General features: G+C 71.1%; 15 protein-coding genes. 12 read left to right on the top strand and 3 right to left on the bottom strand.

Annotated elements, in window-relative coordinates:
* Positions 1-145: 145 nt before the first annotated feature.
* The 3 genes from I3V78_RS29885 (at position 146) to I3V78_RS29875 (ending at position 2,815) form a co-directional block, all read left to right on the top strand.
* Positions 146-1,396, top strand: a complete 1,251-nt coding sequence (locus I3V78_RS29885; protein WP_204492654.1) for an RtcB family protein — start codon at positions 146-148, stop codon at positions 1,394-1,396.
* A 166-nt stretch (positions 1,397-1,562) separates the two neighbouring features.
* Positions 1,563-2,582 (top strand): RNA 3'-terminal phosphate cyclase, encoded by a 1,020-nt coding sequence (gene rtcA, locus I3V78_RS29880; protein WP_204492652.1) that lies wholly within the window; start codon positions 1,563-1,565, stop codon positions 2,580-2,582.
* Complete coding sequence (locus I3V78_RS29875) at positions 2,579-2,815, top strand: hypothetical protein (protein WP_204492650.1); 237 nt, start codon at positions 2,579-2,581, stop codon at positions 2,813-2,815. Before rtcA ends, I3V78_RS29875 begins: the two co-directional genes overlap by 4 nt.
* A 6-nt stretch (positions 2,816-2,821) precedes the next feature.
* On the opposite strand, the gene I3V78_RS29870 is transcribed toward I3V78_RS29875, so the two are convergent.
* Positions 2,822-3,511 (bottom strand): hypothetical protein, encoded by a 690-nt coding sequence (locus I3V78_RS29870; RefSeq protein ID WP_204492647.1) that lies wholly within the window; start codon positions 3,509-3,511, stop codon positions 2,822-2,824.
* Between the two features lie 217 nt (positions 3,512-3,728).
* Here I3V78_RS29870 and I3V78_RS29865 point away from each other — a divergent pair, with 217 nt between their 5' ends.
* The 4 genes from I3V78_RS29865 to ruvA all read left to right on the top strand — a co-directional run bounded on the left by I3V78_RS29865 (position 3,729) and on the right by ruvA (position 6,964).
* Positions 3,729-4,865, top strand: coding sequence for a response regulator (locus I3V78_RS29865; RefSeq protein ID WP_204492645.1), 1,137 nt, complete (start codon positions 3,729-3,731; stop codon positions 4,863-4,865).
* Positions 4,866-4,943: 78 nt separating this feature from the next.
* Positions 4,944-5,693 (top strand): YebC/PmpR family DNA-binding transcriptional regulator, encoded by a 750-nt coding sequence (locus tag I3V78_RS29860; protein WP_204492643.1) that lies wholly within the window; start codon positions 4,944-4,946, stop codon positions 5,691-5,693.
* 90 nt (positions 5,694-5,783) lie between these two features.
* Positions 5,784-6,356, top strand: coding sequence for a crossover junction endodeoxyribonuclease RuvC (gene ruvC / locus I3V78_RS29855; protein WP_204492641.1), 573 nt, complete (start codon positions 5,784-5,786; stop codon positions 6,354-6,356).
* On the top strand, positions 6,353-6,964 hold the full coding sequence (ruvA, locus tag I3V78_RS29850; RefSeq protein ID WP_204492639.1) for a Holliday junction branch migration protein RuvA: 612 nt from the start codon (positions 6,353-6,355) through the stop codon (positions 6,962-6,964). Before ruvC ends, ruvA begins: the two co-directional genes overlap by 4 nt.
* Before the next feature lie 12 nt (positions 6,965-6,976).
* On the opposite strand, the gene I3V78_RS29845 is transcribed toward ruvA, so the two are convergent.
* Complete coding sequence (locus tag I3V78_RS29845) at positions 6,977-7,624, bottom strand: TraR/DksA family transcriptional regulator (RefSeq protein ID WP_204492636.1); 648 nt, start codon at positions 7,622-7,624, stop codon at positions 6,977-6,979.
* Between the two features lie 235 nt (positions 7,625-7,859).
* Between I3V78_RS29845 and I3V78_RS29840 the strand changes: the two genes are divergently transcribed.
* The 4 genes from I3V78_RS29840 (at position 7,860) to I3V78_RS29825 (ending at position 11,597) form a co-directional block, all read left to right on the top strand.
* Entirely contained in the window at positions 7,860-10,133 is a 2,274-nt protein-coding gene (locus tag I3V78_RS29840) for a hypothetical protein (RefSeq protein WP_204492634.1), read from the top strand.
* A 33-nt stretch (positions 10,134-10,166) separates the two neighbouring features.
* Positions 10,167-10,418 carry a DUF7660 family protein gene (locus I3V78_RS29835; RefSeq protein WP_204492632.1) on the top strand — a complete coding sequence of 84 codons (252 nt, stop codon included), beginning with the start codon at positions 10,167-10,169 and terminating at the stop codon, positions 10,416-10,418.
* 75 nt (positions 10,419-10,493) lie between these two features.
* Positions 10,494-11,036: a hypothetical protein gene (locus I3V78_RS29830; RefSeq protein ID WP_204492627.1), complete on the top strand. Its 543-nt coding sequence runs from the start codon at positions 10,494-10,496 to the stop codon at positions 11,034-11,036.
* A 9-nt stretch (positions 11,037-11,045) separates the two neighbouring features.
* Entirely contained in the window at positions 11,046-11,597 is a 552-nt protein-coding gene (locus I3V78_RS29825; protein ID WP_204492626.1) for a hypothetical protein, read from the top strand.
* Between the two features lie 17 nt (positions 11,598-11,614).
* Here I3V78_RS29825 and I3V78_RS29820 read toward each other — a convergent pair whose 3' ends face one another.
* Positions 11,615-12,688, bottom strand: a complete 1,074-nt coding sequence (locus I3V78_RS29820) for an MBL fold metallo-hydrolase (protein ID WP_204492624.1) — start codon at positions 12,686-12,688, stop codon at positions 11,615-11,617.
* Between the two features lie 183 nt (positions 12,689-12,871).
* Here I3V78_RS29820 and ruvB point away from each other — a divergent pair, with 183 nt between their 5' ends.
* Positions 12,872-13,903 (top strand): Holliday junction branch migration DNA helicase RuvB, encoded by a 1,032-nt coding sequence (gene ruvB, locus I3V78_RS29815; protein ID WP_204492621.1) that lies wholly within the window; start codon positions 12,872-12,874, stop codon positions 13,901-13,903.
* Positions 13,904-14,033: the final 130 nt, after the last annotated feature.

Raw genomic sequence — 14,033 nt, 5'->3', positions numbered from 1 at the left:
GCCCTCCGGATAGGGATTTATTCCCAGGGATAGGAAAGGGAACCCGGGCCTGGCGTGTCCCGAGGGAAGGGGGTCTGGCACGGCTCCTGCTCTACCTCCTCACGTGCCCGGCGAGACCGGGCGGACATCCTCGAAGGAGCAGGCCATGCAGACGACGACGACGACGACCCCGCGCGATTACGAAGTCCTGACGAACGAGACCGGCGGCGTGCCCATCAAGTCGTGGACGGTGGGGGTGCCGTTCGAGGACGAGGCCAAGAAGCAGCTCCGGGCGATGGCGGGCCTGCCCTTCGTGCACAAGTGGGTGGCGGCGATGCCGGACGTGCACCGGGGCTTCGGGGCCACGGTGGGCAGCGTGGTGGCGACCTCGGGCGCGGTGATTCCCGCCGCGGTGGGCGTGGACATCGGCTGCGGGATGATCGCGGTGCGCACCACGCTGCGCGCCGAGCAGCTGCCGGACTCGCTCGCCGGGGTGCGCTCGGCCATCGAGCGCGCGGTGCCGCACGGCCGCACGGACAACGGGGGCCGCAATGACCGGGGTGCCTGGCGCGAGGCGCCTCGGGCCCACCAGGAGGCCTGGGCCCAGCTCAAGCCCCGCTACGACGCCATCCTGGAGAAGCACCCCCGCCTGGGCCGCGGCCCGGACCTGGGTCACCTGGGAACGCTCGGCACCGGCAACCACTTCATCGAGCTGTGCCTGGATGAGGCCGGCCAGGTGTGGCTGATGCTGCACAGCGGCTCGCGCGGGGTGGGCAACCGCATCGGCAGCCACTTCATCGAGCTGGCCAAGGAGGAGATGAGCCGCTTCTTCATCCACCTGCCGGAGAAGGACCTCGCGTACCTGCCCGAGGGCTCCACGCACTTCCACGACTACCTGCGCGCGGTGAGCTGGGCGCAGGACTACGCGGCCACCAACCGCGAGCTGATGATGCGCTCGGCGGTGGAGGCGCTCCAGGCGAGCGGTGAGCTGCCGGCGTTCTCGCTCACCGACGCGGCGGTGAACTGCCACCACAACTACGTGGCGCGCGAGCACCACTACGGCAAGGACGTGCTGGTGACGCGCAAGGGCGCGGTGCGGGCGCGCCGGGACGACCTGGGCATCATCCCCGGCAGCATGGGGGCGCGCTCCTACATCGTCCGGGGAAAGGGAAACCCCGAGTCCTTCCACTCGTGCAGCCACGGCGCCGGCCGGGTGATGTCGCGCGAGGCCGCCAAGCGGCACTTCTCCCTGGAGGACCACGCCCGGGCGACGGAGGGGATCGAGTGCCGCAAGGACGCGGACGTCATCGACGAGACGCCCGGGGCCTACAAGTCCATCGACGCGGTGATGGCGGCGCAGGCGGGGCTGGTCGACATCGTCCACACCCTGCGCCAGGTGGTGTGCGTGAAGGGCTGAGCGCCGCGTCATGAGGCTTGCGTCATGAACCCACCTCGAGCCCGGGAGGCCGCCATGAGGGGATAGATCCACCGAGACGCCCGCTCCCTCCGCTGACTCCGGTCAGTAGGATGAGGGAGTGGGCGTCGCTACGTGCGGGCAAGGGTAGAGCAGGGAGGGAGAGGTCATGATTCGCATCGATGGATCGAAGGGCGAGGGCGGCGGGCAGGTGCTGCGCACGTCGTTGGCGCTGTCGCTGGTGACGGGCGCGCCGTTCCAGATGGAGAACATCCGCGCGGGGCGCGCCAAGCCGGGGCTGCTGCGCCAGCACCTCACGTCGGTGAAGGCGGCGGCCGAGGTGGGCGGCGCGGAGGTGGAGGGCGCCGAGCTGGGTTCGCGGGCGCTGACGTTCCGGCCCCGAGCCGTGAAACCGGGGGACTACCACTTCGCGGTGGGCACGGCGGGCAGCGCCACGCTGGTGCTGCAGACGGTGCTGCCGGCGCTCCTGAGCGCGGGCGCGCCGTCCTCGCTGGTGCTGGAGGGCGGGACGCACAACCCGGCGGCGCCGCCGTTCGACTTCCTCGCCCAGGCGTACCTGCCGCTCGTGCGCCGGATGGGGCCCTCGGTGGAGGCCACGCTGGAGCGGCCGGGCTTCTTCCCCGCGGGAGGCGGGAAGTTCCGGGTGGACGTGCGGCCCGCGCCCCTCCAGCCGCTGCACTTGCTGGAGCGGGGCAAGGTGGTGCGGCGCATGGCCACGGCGCTCATCGCCCAGGTGCCCTTCGAGGTGGCGCAGCGCGAGCTGACCACGGTGGGGCGGGTGCTCGGGTGGGCGGCGGAGGAGCGGCGGGTGGAGGAGGTGAAGCGGCCCATTGGCCCCGGCAACGCGCTGGCCCTGGCGGTGGAGAGCGAGCACGTCACCGAGGTGTTCACGGCGTTTGGCGAGCGGGGCGTGCGGGCGGAGGCGGTCGCCGAGGCAGTGGTGGAGGAGGCGCGGGCCTACCTGGAGGCCGAGGTTCCCGTGGGACAGCACCTGGCGGATCAGCTCCTGCTCTTGCTCGCGCTGGCGGGAGGCGGCGCGTTCCGGACGCTGCCGCTGGAGGGGCACGCGCTCACGCAGATCGAGACGTTCCGGCACTTCATCGACGTCCCGGTGACGGTCCGGGAGGTCTCGCCCCGGGTGCGGGAAGTGGTGGTGGGCCGGGGATGAGCGACGTCAGCGAGGCGGAGTTGAACGACGCGGTGCACCGCGCGAGCGAGGAGCTGAGGCTGGCCTCGTATTACGAGGCGTGTGTCCGGCCCCTCGTGCGCAATCCCGAGGGGCACTGGCCCCGCTGCTGCGGCGGCGGGTGCGAGCCCTGTGCCCAGCTGCTCAACCGCGTGGCGGCGCGCACCCTGGAGCTGCTCGGCACGCCCCGGGTGAGCCCGCTGCCGGAGGCGTGACGGGCCTCAGAAGAGGCGCAGGCCCAGGCCCAGCCGCACGCCGTAGCCCAGCTGGGTCTCCGTGATGCGGCTCGCGCCGTGGAACACGTCCACGCCGAGCTGGCCCAGCAGGGAGAGCGTCAGGTCCTCTCCGATGTAGACCTCGGCGCCCACGCCGCCCAGGGGCTTCACGCGCCAGTAGCTGCTCGTGCTCAGGCCCTGATCATAGGCGACCTCCACCTGACCCAGCGCCGTCACCGTCTCCGTCACGGAGTAGGTGGCCACGAGCGCGGGGTTGACCCGCAGGAACCACCCGCGCACGTTGCGCGTGTCGAAGTAGCGGCTGCCCGGGTTGCCCGTCACGCCCAGGCCCAGCTCCGGCGCCAGCGTCCAGTCCCCGCTCGTCCAGACCCGCACGCGGCTCGTCACCTCGGCCGTCGTCGACAGGCGCAGGTAGTCGAAGCGCGCCCGGGCGCCCATCTCCCAGCCCGGCAGGAGTCCCTGACGGTACGCCACGCCCAGTTCCGGCACGCCCACCCACGCGGACACCGCCGAGCCCCCCTCCGGCAGGGTCGCGGGGGCCAGCATCGCGCCCACTTCCCGGGGCCCGGCCTCCATCCGCGTCTCCTGGGCCGCCACGACCCCCGGAGTCATCGCCACGACCGGGGCCATCGCCAGCCACGGCCCCACCCACCACGTCCGCATCGTTCGCGTCATAGGGCCGCGCACTCTGGCGCGGGGCTTCGCCCCCGTCGAGCGCTTCTTCCGGAAAAGCCCTGCTGGATATCCAACAAATCCGGGCGGTTGCCCTGGTTGCGGTACATACTTCCCGGGCTTCACACGGCATGCTCCTGTTTCCTGCTAATCTCGTATTCTGAGAGCACGGGTGAGTGCCCGGCGCGGTCCCGGTATTTTCCTGATACAGGAGTATTCCATGGTCTCCAGCACGACCCTCGCCACCGTCCTCGAGCCGGCTCCGTCGTGTGCCTCCGCGGACGTGAGTCCCCGGCGGCGCTCGTGCCGGACGCGTCCGCGGGTGTTGCTCGTCGAGGCCCGGCCCGAGCAGCGGGACGTGCTCGCCCAGGCGCTGGTGGGCGCGGGCTTCGAGGTGCTGGCCGCCGCGGCGATCGAGCCCGTGCTGGAGGCGCTGGGTCCGGGCGGCGCGCTGCCGCACCTGCTCTTCGTCCCCGCCGAGTCCGCCGAGGGAGGCATGGACGGCCTGGCCCTGTGCGAGCGGCTGCGCGCCGAGCCCCGGACGGAGCACCTGCCGGTGTACCTGCTGGCGGCCCAGGACTCGCCGACCCTGCGCGAGCGCGCGGACGCGGTGCGCGCGGACGACGTGCTGGTGCAGCCCCTGCCGCCGCGCGTCGTGGTGTCGCTGGCGCGGCTCAAGGCGGGCCGGGGCGCGTTCGCCTCCGCCTACGAGGCCCACACGGTGCGCCTGCCGCTGGCCGAGGCCGTCCATGCGCTGCTGCATGGGGTGCGCGAGGGCCGGGTGGAGCTGCGCGACAACGCGGGCTGGCTCACCTTCCGCCAGGGCCACGTGGTGGACGCGTCCTTCGAGGGCGAGCGCGGCATGGTCGCCATCCGCCGCCTGCTCTTCTTCGGCTCGGGGGCCTACGCGGTGGCCTTCGGCGAGGAGCTCGCGCCGGGCAAGCTGCTGCTCAACGCGCGCATCTACGACTCGCTGCTCCTGGCCGCCGCCGAGCGCTTCCAGGCGCTGTGCGCGCTGGGCATCCCCCTGTCCGCCCGGCTGACGGTGGACTTCAAGCGGCTGGCGGACGTGGTGCGCTCGCTGCCGGAGGACGTGGGCCAGGTCATCCGCCTGTGTGACGGGCACCGCACCGTGTACACGGCGCTCCTGGAGTGCGGCCTGTCCGAGGTCACCACCCTGGAGGTGCTCACGTGCCTGTATGCCCAGGGGGTGCTGGTGCCGGCCACGTTCATCGCCGAGCGCGAGCGCGTGCCCCAGCAGGTGCCGCGCTTCTTCGAGCCGGTGCTCGATGCGGCGGACGAAGAGGCGGACGACGAGGCCCCCTTCGAGGACACCTTCGCGGCCACGGGCAGCTAGGCCCCCGTTCGGCGGGTTTGACTCCGCCGGGCCGCTGGGCGAGAAGGCGCGGGCACTGACTCCCAGGAGGGCCCCCGCATGTCCGGTCATAACCGTTGGTCCAAGCTCAAGCGGGCCAACGCCATCATGGGCAAGACCAAGGGCAAGCTGTACTCCAAGCTCATCAAGGAGATGACGGTCGCGGCCCGCCTGGGCGGCGGCAGTCCGGAGGGCAATGCCCGGCTGCGCGTGGCCATCGCCGCGGCGCGCGAGGCCAACATGCCCAACGACAACATCCAGCGCGCCATCAAGAAGGGCACCGGCGAGCTGGAGGGCGAGAGCTACGAGGAGATCGTCTACGAGGGCTACGGCCCCGGCGGCGTGGCGCTGCTCGTGGAGTGCCTCACCGACAACCGCAACCGCTCCGCCGCCGACGTGCGCTCCATGCTGGGCAAGGAGGGCGGCAACATGGGCGCGGAGGGCTCGGTGAACTGGATGTTCCACAAGAAGGGCGTCATCACCGTGAAGCCGGGCCCCTCCGAGGACCAGGTGATGGCGGCGGCCCTGGACGCGGGGGCCGAGGACGTCATCGACCAGGGGGCGGACGGCTTCGAGGTGCGCTCGGCGCCGGTGGATCTGCACACGGTGGCCTCGGCCCTGGAGGCCGCGGGGCTCACGCTCGGCGAGCAGAAGTGGACCTACCTCCCCCAGAACACGGTGCGCCTGGAGGGCGACAACGCCCGGAAGATGCTCAAGCTCATGGAGCTGCTCGAGGACAACGACGACGTGCAGAACGTCTACGCCAACTTCGAGATCGACGACGCCCTCCTGGAGTCGCTCTCCGGGTGAGGGGCGCGGGGGGGGCCCGTCGACACGGCAGGGCCCGCCGCGTTATAGGGCTGGGCTGAACCCCTGTTCCGTTGCACCTGGAGAGGCAGCTTGCGCGTCCTCGGTATCGATCCTGGCAGTCGCTTCATGGGCTATGGCGTGGTGGAGGATCAGCGCGGCAAGCTCGTGCACGTGGGCCACGGCCTCATCCGGGTGGACGCCGAGGCGGCGCTGGAGTGGCGGCTCAAGGAGCTGCATGAAGCGCTCCTCGACGCGCTCAAGCGCTACCGGCCGGACGCGGTGGCGGTGGAAGGCGTGTTCACCTTCCGCAATGCCCGCAGCGCCCTGGTGCTCGGCCATGCCCGGGGCGTGGCGCTGCTGGCGGCGGCCCAGGTGGGGCTCACCGTGTACGAGTACGCCCCCACCAAGGTGAAGCGCTCGGTGGGCGCGGGCGGCTCGGCGGACAAGGACGCGGTGGCGCGCATGGTGCGCACCTTCCTGGAGCTGGAGGAGCTGGAGCGCGCGGACGTGAGCGACGCGCTCGCGGTGGCGCTCTGCCACCTCAACCATGGCCGGGCCGCGGTGCCCGCTGGGGGCCGGAGCGTGAAGGCCCGGAGCAAGACGGCGCGCTCGCGGCTCGCGGACAAGCTCACGCCGTCATACCGGCGGCCGGAGGCGGGATGATTTCCTCACTGCGTGGCACCGTCCAGGAGAAGAGCCTCGAGGAGGCCACGCTCGACGTGGGCGGCGTGGGCTACCGCGTCTTCTTCTCCACCCTGACGCTCGGGCGCCTGCCCGCCGAGGGCGAGTCCGTGCAGGTGCGCATCCGCACCGTGGTGCGCGAGGACGCCTTCGAGCTGTTCGGCTTCCTCACCCGCACCGAGGAGGAGCTCTTCCTGATGCTCAACTCCGTGTCCCACGTGGGCCCGCGGCTGGCGCTGGCGGTGCTCTCCGGCATGGAGGTGCCCGAGCTGGTGGCGGCCCTGGGCCGGGGCGAGGTGGCGCGCCTCACCAAGATTCACGGCGTGGGCAAGAAGACCGCCGAGCGGCTGGTGCTGGAGCTCAAGGAGAAGGTGAAGACGCTGCACCTGGAGCAGGTGGCCACGCAGATGAAGCCGGAGGCGCCGGCCTCGAAGAACCTGGCCGACCTCATCTCCGCGCTCGTCAACCTGGGCTACAAGGCCCCCCAGGCGGAGAAGGCGGCGGCGTCCGCCAGCGAGCGCCTGGGCGAGGAGGCCGCCTTCCAGGCGCTCTTCCGCGAGGCGCTCAAGATGCTGCGCGCCACGCCCTGAGCGCCCGCGCGCTCAGAAGTGCGTGACGCGCACCTCGGGCTCGGGCTGATCGTCCGGCACGCCCTCGCGCTTGCGCTGGCACGCCGCGCAGCACTCCGCCCACGGCACGAGCTGCAGGCGCTCCAGGGGGATGGCGGCCTTGCAGTCCTCGCACCGCCCGTAGGCGGCGGGCGTCGTGTCGAGCTTGGTGAGGGCGGCGTGCACGCGCGGCAGCAGCGCGTCGTTGCGCTCCTCGCCGGACTCGGCCGCCTCCTGGAGCTGCTCGCGCTGCTCGTCGTCGATGGCCGACCACACCCAGTCCGGCGGCTTCTTCCCGGAGAGCATGTAGTGCAGCACGTGCAGCTGGTGCTCGGCCTCGCGGCGCTGGGCGTCGCGGCGCAGTGCCTGCAGCTTCGGGTTCTCCATCAGTCGCGACAGGCGCTTCTGCACGTCGCGCCGCATGCCCGCGTCCTGGGTGATGACCTCGATGTACGCCTCGGGGGTGACGCCGAGGGGCTCGCACACGTGCTGCAGGACGCGCTCGAAGATGGGCTCGATGCCCGCCGTGGCGGCGGTGGCGAGCCAGTTCGTGGCGGAATGCAGCGCGTCAAGCGACGCCAGGACGGACTGGTGGATGTCCTTCCACTGCGGCGAAGGGCCTTCTGGAGATCCGGTCGTCATGCCTGGGGCCATATAACCACAAGGGCTCCGGAAGCCACACGGCCGCGTGGGCCCGGGGCCTGTCTCCTCGCCTGCCCGAGGACCGCGCCATGTCGGTCCACCTCTGACCCGTTCTGGCGCGGGCGGGTGCCCCATTCCGGGCCCGTGCCCCTCCTGGGCCGGGGCGGGGCGGGCGGCATGGGCTTCGCAATGGAGGGGAGCACGTTCCTCCCCCCCCACCCCCCGGAGCCCGGCCGTGCCTCCCTCGAACGCCAGCAGCGACGCCATCCAGCGCATCTCCCTGAAGAACCGCGAGTACGCCTACATCGAGGACGCCAACCGAGGCGTGGTGCTGGTGGAGATCGGCCCCCGGGTGCTCACCCTGGAGGCGCACCTCACCCTGGTGATGAAGAGCCGCATGGTGGAGCTGGGCACGGGCAGCTGGTGTGTGGTGCGCAACCCCGTGGTGCGCGCCGAGGGCCGGGTGGCGCTGGATGACTTCGGCCAGGCGCGCATCGCCGTGGGCGACCGCGAGGTGCGGGTGGGCCCCCAGGTCTTCCCCCTCTACCCGGGCGAGGAGCTGGAGGGGGAGATCGTCCCCGAGTACGTGCTGGGCACCAACGAGGCGCTGCGCCTGCGGGCGCTCACGGCCTTCCAGGAGGAGGGGGCCTCGGCGGGGGCGCGCCGCCGCGAGGCGGGCGACGAGTGGCTGATGCGGGGCCCGGGCCGCTACGTGCCCAACGCGGCGGTGGTGGTCGTCTCGGACGAGAAGGCCCGGGTGCTCAAGGAGACCGAGTACTGCGTCGTGCTCAACCCGGTGGACCGCGCCACCGGCCGCATCCAGGAGGGCCGCCGCAAGGTGATTTCCGGGCCCGACGTGTTCTTCCTCGAGCCCGGCGAGGAGCTGGAGGGGGAGGTGCGCCGCAAGCACGTCCTCTCGGAGATGCAGGGGCTCAAGCTCCAGGCACTGGATGACCTGGCCGAGCCGGAGGAGGGCGGGGTGCCCCGCGAGCGCAAGGCGGGCGACACGTGGATCGTCCGGGGCCCGCGCACCTACGTGCCCAGCGAGAAGGTGCTCATCCTCAAGGAGATTGTCGCGCTGTCGCTCGGCCAGGGCGAGGGCCTGTACGTGCGCGACCTGCGCTCGGGCAAGGTGTCGCTCGTGCAGGGCCCCTGCCAGTTCATGCCCGAGGCCCACCAGGAGCTGCACGAGAAGCGCCTGTCCGCCGAGGCCGAGGCGCTCTTGGGCCTGGCGCCGCCCGCGCTCGTGGCGGTGCCAGGCGAGGGAAAGGCGCCCCGGGCCCCGTCCGCCGGGGAGCGGGTGGACCGCACGCGCGCCATCGTGCTGCGCATCGAGGACAACGCGGCGGTGCTCATCAACGACTTCGAGACGAACCACGCGCGGGTGGAGTTCGGCCCCGCCAAGGTGATGCTGCGCCCGTACGAGGACGTGACGGTGCTGGACCTGTCTGGCAGCACGCCCAAGAAGCCCCGGCAGCTCAAGGTGCTGATGCTGCGGCTGGGCCCGGACTTCGCCACGGACCTGTTCGAGGTGGCCACGCGCGACCATGCGCGGCTGCGCATCAAGCTGTCCTACAAGTGGCAGTTCGACGTGGCGGAGGACTCGGAGAAGGACAAGGCCATCTTCCGGGTGAACGACTTCATCGGCTACGTCTGCGAGAACCTCGCCTCGCGCATCCGTCAGGTGGCCGCGGAGAACGACTTCGAGACGTTCCACAAGACGGCGAGCGTGCTCATCCGCCGCGCCATCTTCGGCATGGACGAGGGGGGCCGGCCGCGCAAGGACCGGCTCTTCGCGGAGAACCAGCTGCGCATCATCGACATCGACATCAAGGACATCGCGCCGGTGGACGACAAGACGGCGCTCAAGCTGCGCGAGGCCATCGACACGAACATCCAGATTCAACTGGATGCCTCGCGTCAGGAGGCGCAGGCGGCCGCCGAGCTCAAGCGCATCCGCAGCGAGGAGGAGAAGCAGCTCGCGGACATCTCCAGCCATCGCAAGGCGGAGGCCGAGCGCCAGTCGCTCATCGAGCTGCAGAACCGCAACAACCAGCTGGCCACGCTGAGCCGGGCCAAGGTGGAGGCCGAGGCTCAGCTGGAGAAGGCGCGCGTGGAGAGCGAGGAGGCGCTGGCGCGCGCGGAGGCCGAGGCCCGGTCCTCGCGCATCCGCACCGAGGCGGAATTGGAGCGCGAGCGCAAGATGACGGAGATGACGATGGAGCGGCAGAAGCGGCTCAATGACCTGGAGGTCGAGCGGCAGGCGCGGCTCGCCGAGGTGGAGGCGTCGCAGTTCCGCCAGCGGGTGGAGGCGCTCGGGGGCGGGGAGAACTTCGTCAAGATGGTGGCCGCCCAGGCCCAGGCGGCCGTGGTGGGCGGGCTGGACAAGGTGGTGTTCCTGCCCAGCGGCTCCAACCTCAACCTCTTCGACTCCATGCAGGGCCTGCTCGGGCCGGGCGGTGCGACGGTGCGTCCGGGACCGGGAGGTGGCACGGGCGGCGGCCATTGACCGCACGGCGGTGTCGGGGGCATGAACGCACGCATGCGCCCTGTCGATCCCCGCGACGTTCAGAGCCGAGAAGACCTCGCCCGCTTCGTGCGCGGCCTCGCCCAGGCGCTCGAGCAGCACCCCGAGGCGTGGGAGAACGCGACGCTTCCCCGCTTCCTGGAGGCGATGAGCGCCTGGATCGAGGACATGGACGGCTATTACCAGAACCAGGGGGCAGCCGTTCCCACTCGGCCCGAGTGGCGGACGTTCGCGGAGATCCTCTCGGCGGCGCGGGTCTACGAGTAACTCACCCCGCGCGGGGCGCGTCAGACCTCCTGGCCGTCGAGTACGCTGGCGCCCCCCTTCACGCAGGAGCCCCGCATGAGCGATTCCACGACGGACGGGCCTGGAGCGCTCCCGGTCTTGCGACCGTTGAATGTTCCCTGGATGCTGTCGCCCTCGGGTCCGGGATTGAAGGCGACGTGTGTCGAGGAGCCGTGGGCCTGTCAGGTCACGGCCTACGCGCTCTTCGGTCCGTTGGCCGGGACGTATTTGAAGGACGAGAACACCGAGGACCCGGGCTACCATCTCATCCGGGTCGAGTTCGTTCGGAGCGGGTGGTCTCGGTTCTCCCCGATCTTCGCGGAGCGCGACCCCATCCAGCGGGCCCAATACGATTGGAGTCAGGTTCCGTTCCGCGGTCCCGTGGACATGACAACGGATTGGAGGGGCGAATACAACCGAGCCTGGCTGTCGAACGGCGCCTGCCCCGATTCCGGAGCGTATGAGGTTCTGGGGTCCCCTTGGGCCCAGGAGCCGCGGGTGGCCCGCTTCGGCTTGAGGCATTTCATCCTGGTCGGGCACGATGCGTATGTCGAAGTGCTGGCGATGGATTGGAAATGGTCGCTGGCCCCTCGGGAATGAGGTCTCGAAATGCAAGACAGCGTGAAGGTGTCCGTGGAAGAGCTCCGGGCCCTCTTGGCGGAGGCGCAACTCGAGGGCCTGGTCGTCACGGGGTTCGTGGACGATGGAAGCGGTTTTTCGGGGGACGTCAAACCACTGCGTCGATTCGCTCAATTCCATCCCATGTGGGATGAGGTCTACCTCGAGCTGGGTCGGGTGCTGCTGCGCCTCAAGGTCGTCGACGGCTACTCGGGTCTCCAGATGGAGCGGGTGGCTCGGATGGAGAGCGCTTTCGAGGTCGACCCCGATGATGTCTTTGGGGCGATGTCCCTATTGAGGACGTTGTTGCCGAGCGGGAGGGAGTCCGCCCGGGTCGAGCAGATAGACTATTACGTGGACCCGGCGGGCGCGGGGAGGGCGGGGAAGGTGGCGGCGCTGGGCCTGGCGCTGGACAAGGGGGAGTACCTGTTCTTCGACCCGCAGGACCCCGCCAATGGCATCCATGTCGGCAACGTCCAGTCGCGGGACCTCTGGCTCGCATGGACCGAGCAGCGTTACGTGCCCGGGTCCTGTGCCGTGTAGCCGAGGCGCACCGGGCCTCACGCCGCGTGGCGGGAGGCGGCGGCCGGGGTGAAGGCGCCAGACGTGGGCGGGGGCAGGGTGAGCGTGGGGGCCAGGCCCGGCGCCATCACCGCGCGGGTGAGCAGCGAGGAGGGGTGCACGTTCACGAAGCCTCCGTCCGCCCGCGCGCGGCCCGCGAACACCTTCTCCACGATCATCGACGAGTACTGCTCCAGGGAGTTCTCGCGCGTGTTGCCGTTGAGCACCACCTCCCAGCCCATCTGCTCGGCGAAGGTGCGCACCCCCGGGATGGTGGACTGCAGGGGGGTGTAGCTCTCGGTGGCGACCCCGTTCTCGCTCATGACGAACACCTCGTCGGCGGTGGCCACCGCGAGCGACATGTTGCCCGGGCTGTGGCCCGGCGTGGACAGCAGCGCCACGCCCTGGCCGAGCCAGGTGTCCCCCGACAGCAATTCCACCCGCTCCGGAGGCACGCCCCCGGTGCCCTCGGGCACGTACCAGACGCGCTCCAGGGGATGGGGGCAGCGCACGGCGTCCCACTCGGCGCGCTGCACCAGGAGCCGCGCCCGGGGGAAGTAGGCCGGCTGGCCGTCCCCTCCGAGCCAGCGCCGGACGTCCTGGGCCTTCAGGTGATCGAAGGCGAGGTAGTCCACGTCCTCGGGCGTGAGGCCCAGGGCCTCCAGGTGCGCCTGCACGGTGCCGTGCCGCCGCGTCATCACCTGGGTGGTGACGAAGGTGCCGTACTTCTCGCGCAGCGCCTTGAAAAAGGGTGCCTCGTGGCCGCGCTCGTAGTCGCTCGGGTTGAAGAGCAGCACGCGCTCGGTGCCCTCCTGCTGGAAGCGCACCACCTGCATCCGGTGCCGCACCATGACGTAGGGCGCGGGCGAGCGCGCCGCGCCGCTGAAGGCGAACACGGTGGGGTAGGGGAAGGAGACGAGGTCACACGTGGCCAGGGCGGTGGCGGCGCCCTCGGACGTGAAGGCCTCGCGTGCCCGCTGGGCCGCCTGGCGCAGGGCGCGCAGCCGGGGCCCGGCCGCCTGCTCGGCACGCGCCTCGGAGAGGAAGGGGAGGGGTCGGAAGGACGCGGTCATGGTTCCTTCCTTTCGCATGGCCTCGGGAGGCCCCGCGAGGGCCCTCGCGCCGCCGGGTTCACTGGTAGACGGGGTTTTCCCGGGGCCGCGTCGGGGCGGCGGCGAGGGCGCCTCCCGGCTATGTGAGAGAGACCGCGACGGCGGGGTTGTTCTGGTAGGGTGGGGAAAGAGGATTCACGGCACATGGCGAAGCGGAAGACGGACGACGCGCTCTCGGGAGAGGCGCTCAACGACGAGGGCCGGGTCGAGGCCTCGCTCCGCCCACGCTCCTTCGACGAGTACGTGGGGCAGAGCGCCGTGGTGGACAAGCTGCGGGTGTACGTCCAGGCGGCGCGCAGCCGCGGGGAGGCGCTCGACCACTGCCTCTTCTCCGGGCCCCCGGGTCTGGGCAAGACGTCGCTCGCCTACCTCATGGCGACGGAGCTCGGCGTGGGCATCCACGTGACGAGCGGTCCCGCGCTCGAGCGCAAGGGGGACCTGGCCGGGCTGCTCACCAACCTCAACGAGCGCGACATCCTCTTCATCGACGAGGTGCACCGGCTCAACGCCGCCATCGAGGAGTACCTTTATCCGGCGATGGAGGACTTCCGGCTGGACATCACCATCGACACGGGCCCCGCCGCCCGGGCGATGAAGATCGATCTGCCGCCCTTCACCCTCATCGGCGCCACCACGCGCACGGGCCTGCTCACCTCGCCCCTGCGCGACCGCTTCCAGATCCAGGAGCGGCTCGAGTACTACGAGCCCAAGCACCTGGAGATGATCCTCAACCGCTCGGCGCGCATCCTCGGCGTGAAGCTGGACAAGGAAGGCGCGCGGGAGATCTCCACCCGCTCGCGCGGCACGCCCCGTATCGCCAACCGGCTCCTGCGCCGCCTGCGTGACTTCGCCCAGGTGGAGGGGGATGGCACCATCACCCGGGAGCTGTCCGCCCAGGCGCTCACCCGGCTGGGCGTGGATGCCTCGGGCCTGGACGCCATGGACCGGAAGATCCTCCTGGCCATCCTGGAGAAGTTCGGGGGGGGCCCGGTGGGCGTGGAGACGATCGCCGCGAGCGTGGGCGAGCAGCGCGATACCATCGAGGACGTGTACGAGCCCTATCTGCTGCAAGAAGGCTTCCTCCAGCGCACGCCGCGCGGCCGCACGGCCACGCATCGCGCGTACACCTACTTCAACAAGAAGGCGCCCGAATCGGCGCAGGGGTCCCTCTGGTGAGTTCCGCGCCCGCTGCATCCTCCCCCCGTGCCTCGCGCGTCCCGCGTGACTTCTACGAGGCCCTGGTGCGTGCCTCGCAAGGCAGCCAGGCCGGCTTCCTCTCCGAGCGCGAGCGCTGGCTGCGGGCCCT

Source organism: Archangium primigenium (assembly GCF_016904885.1).
Taxonomy (GTDB): Bacteria; Myxococcota; Myxococcia; order Myxococcales; family Myxococcaceae; genus Cystobacter; species Cystobacter primigenius.
This window is presented reverse-complemented; position numbering and strand designations above follow the sequence as displayed.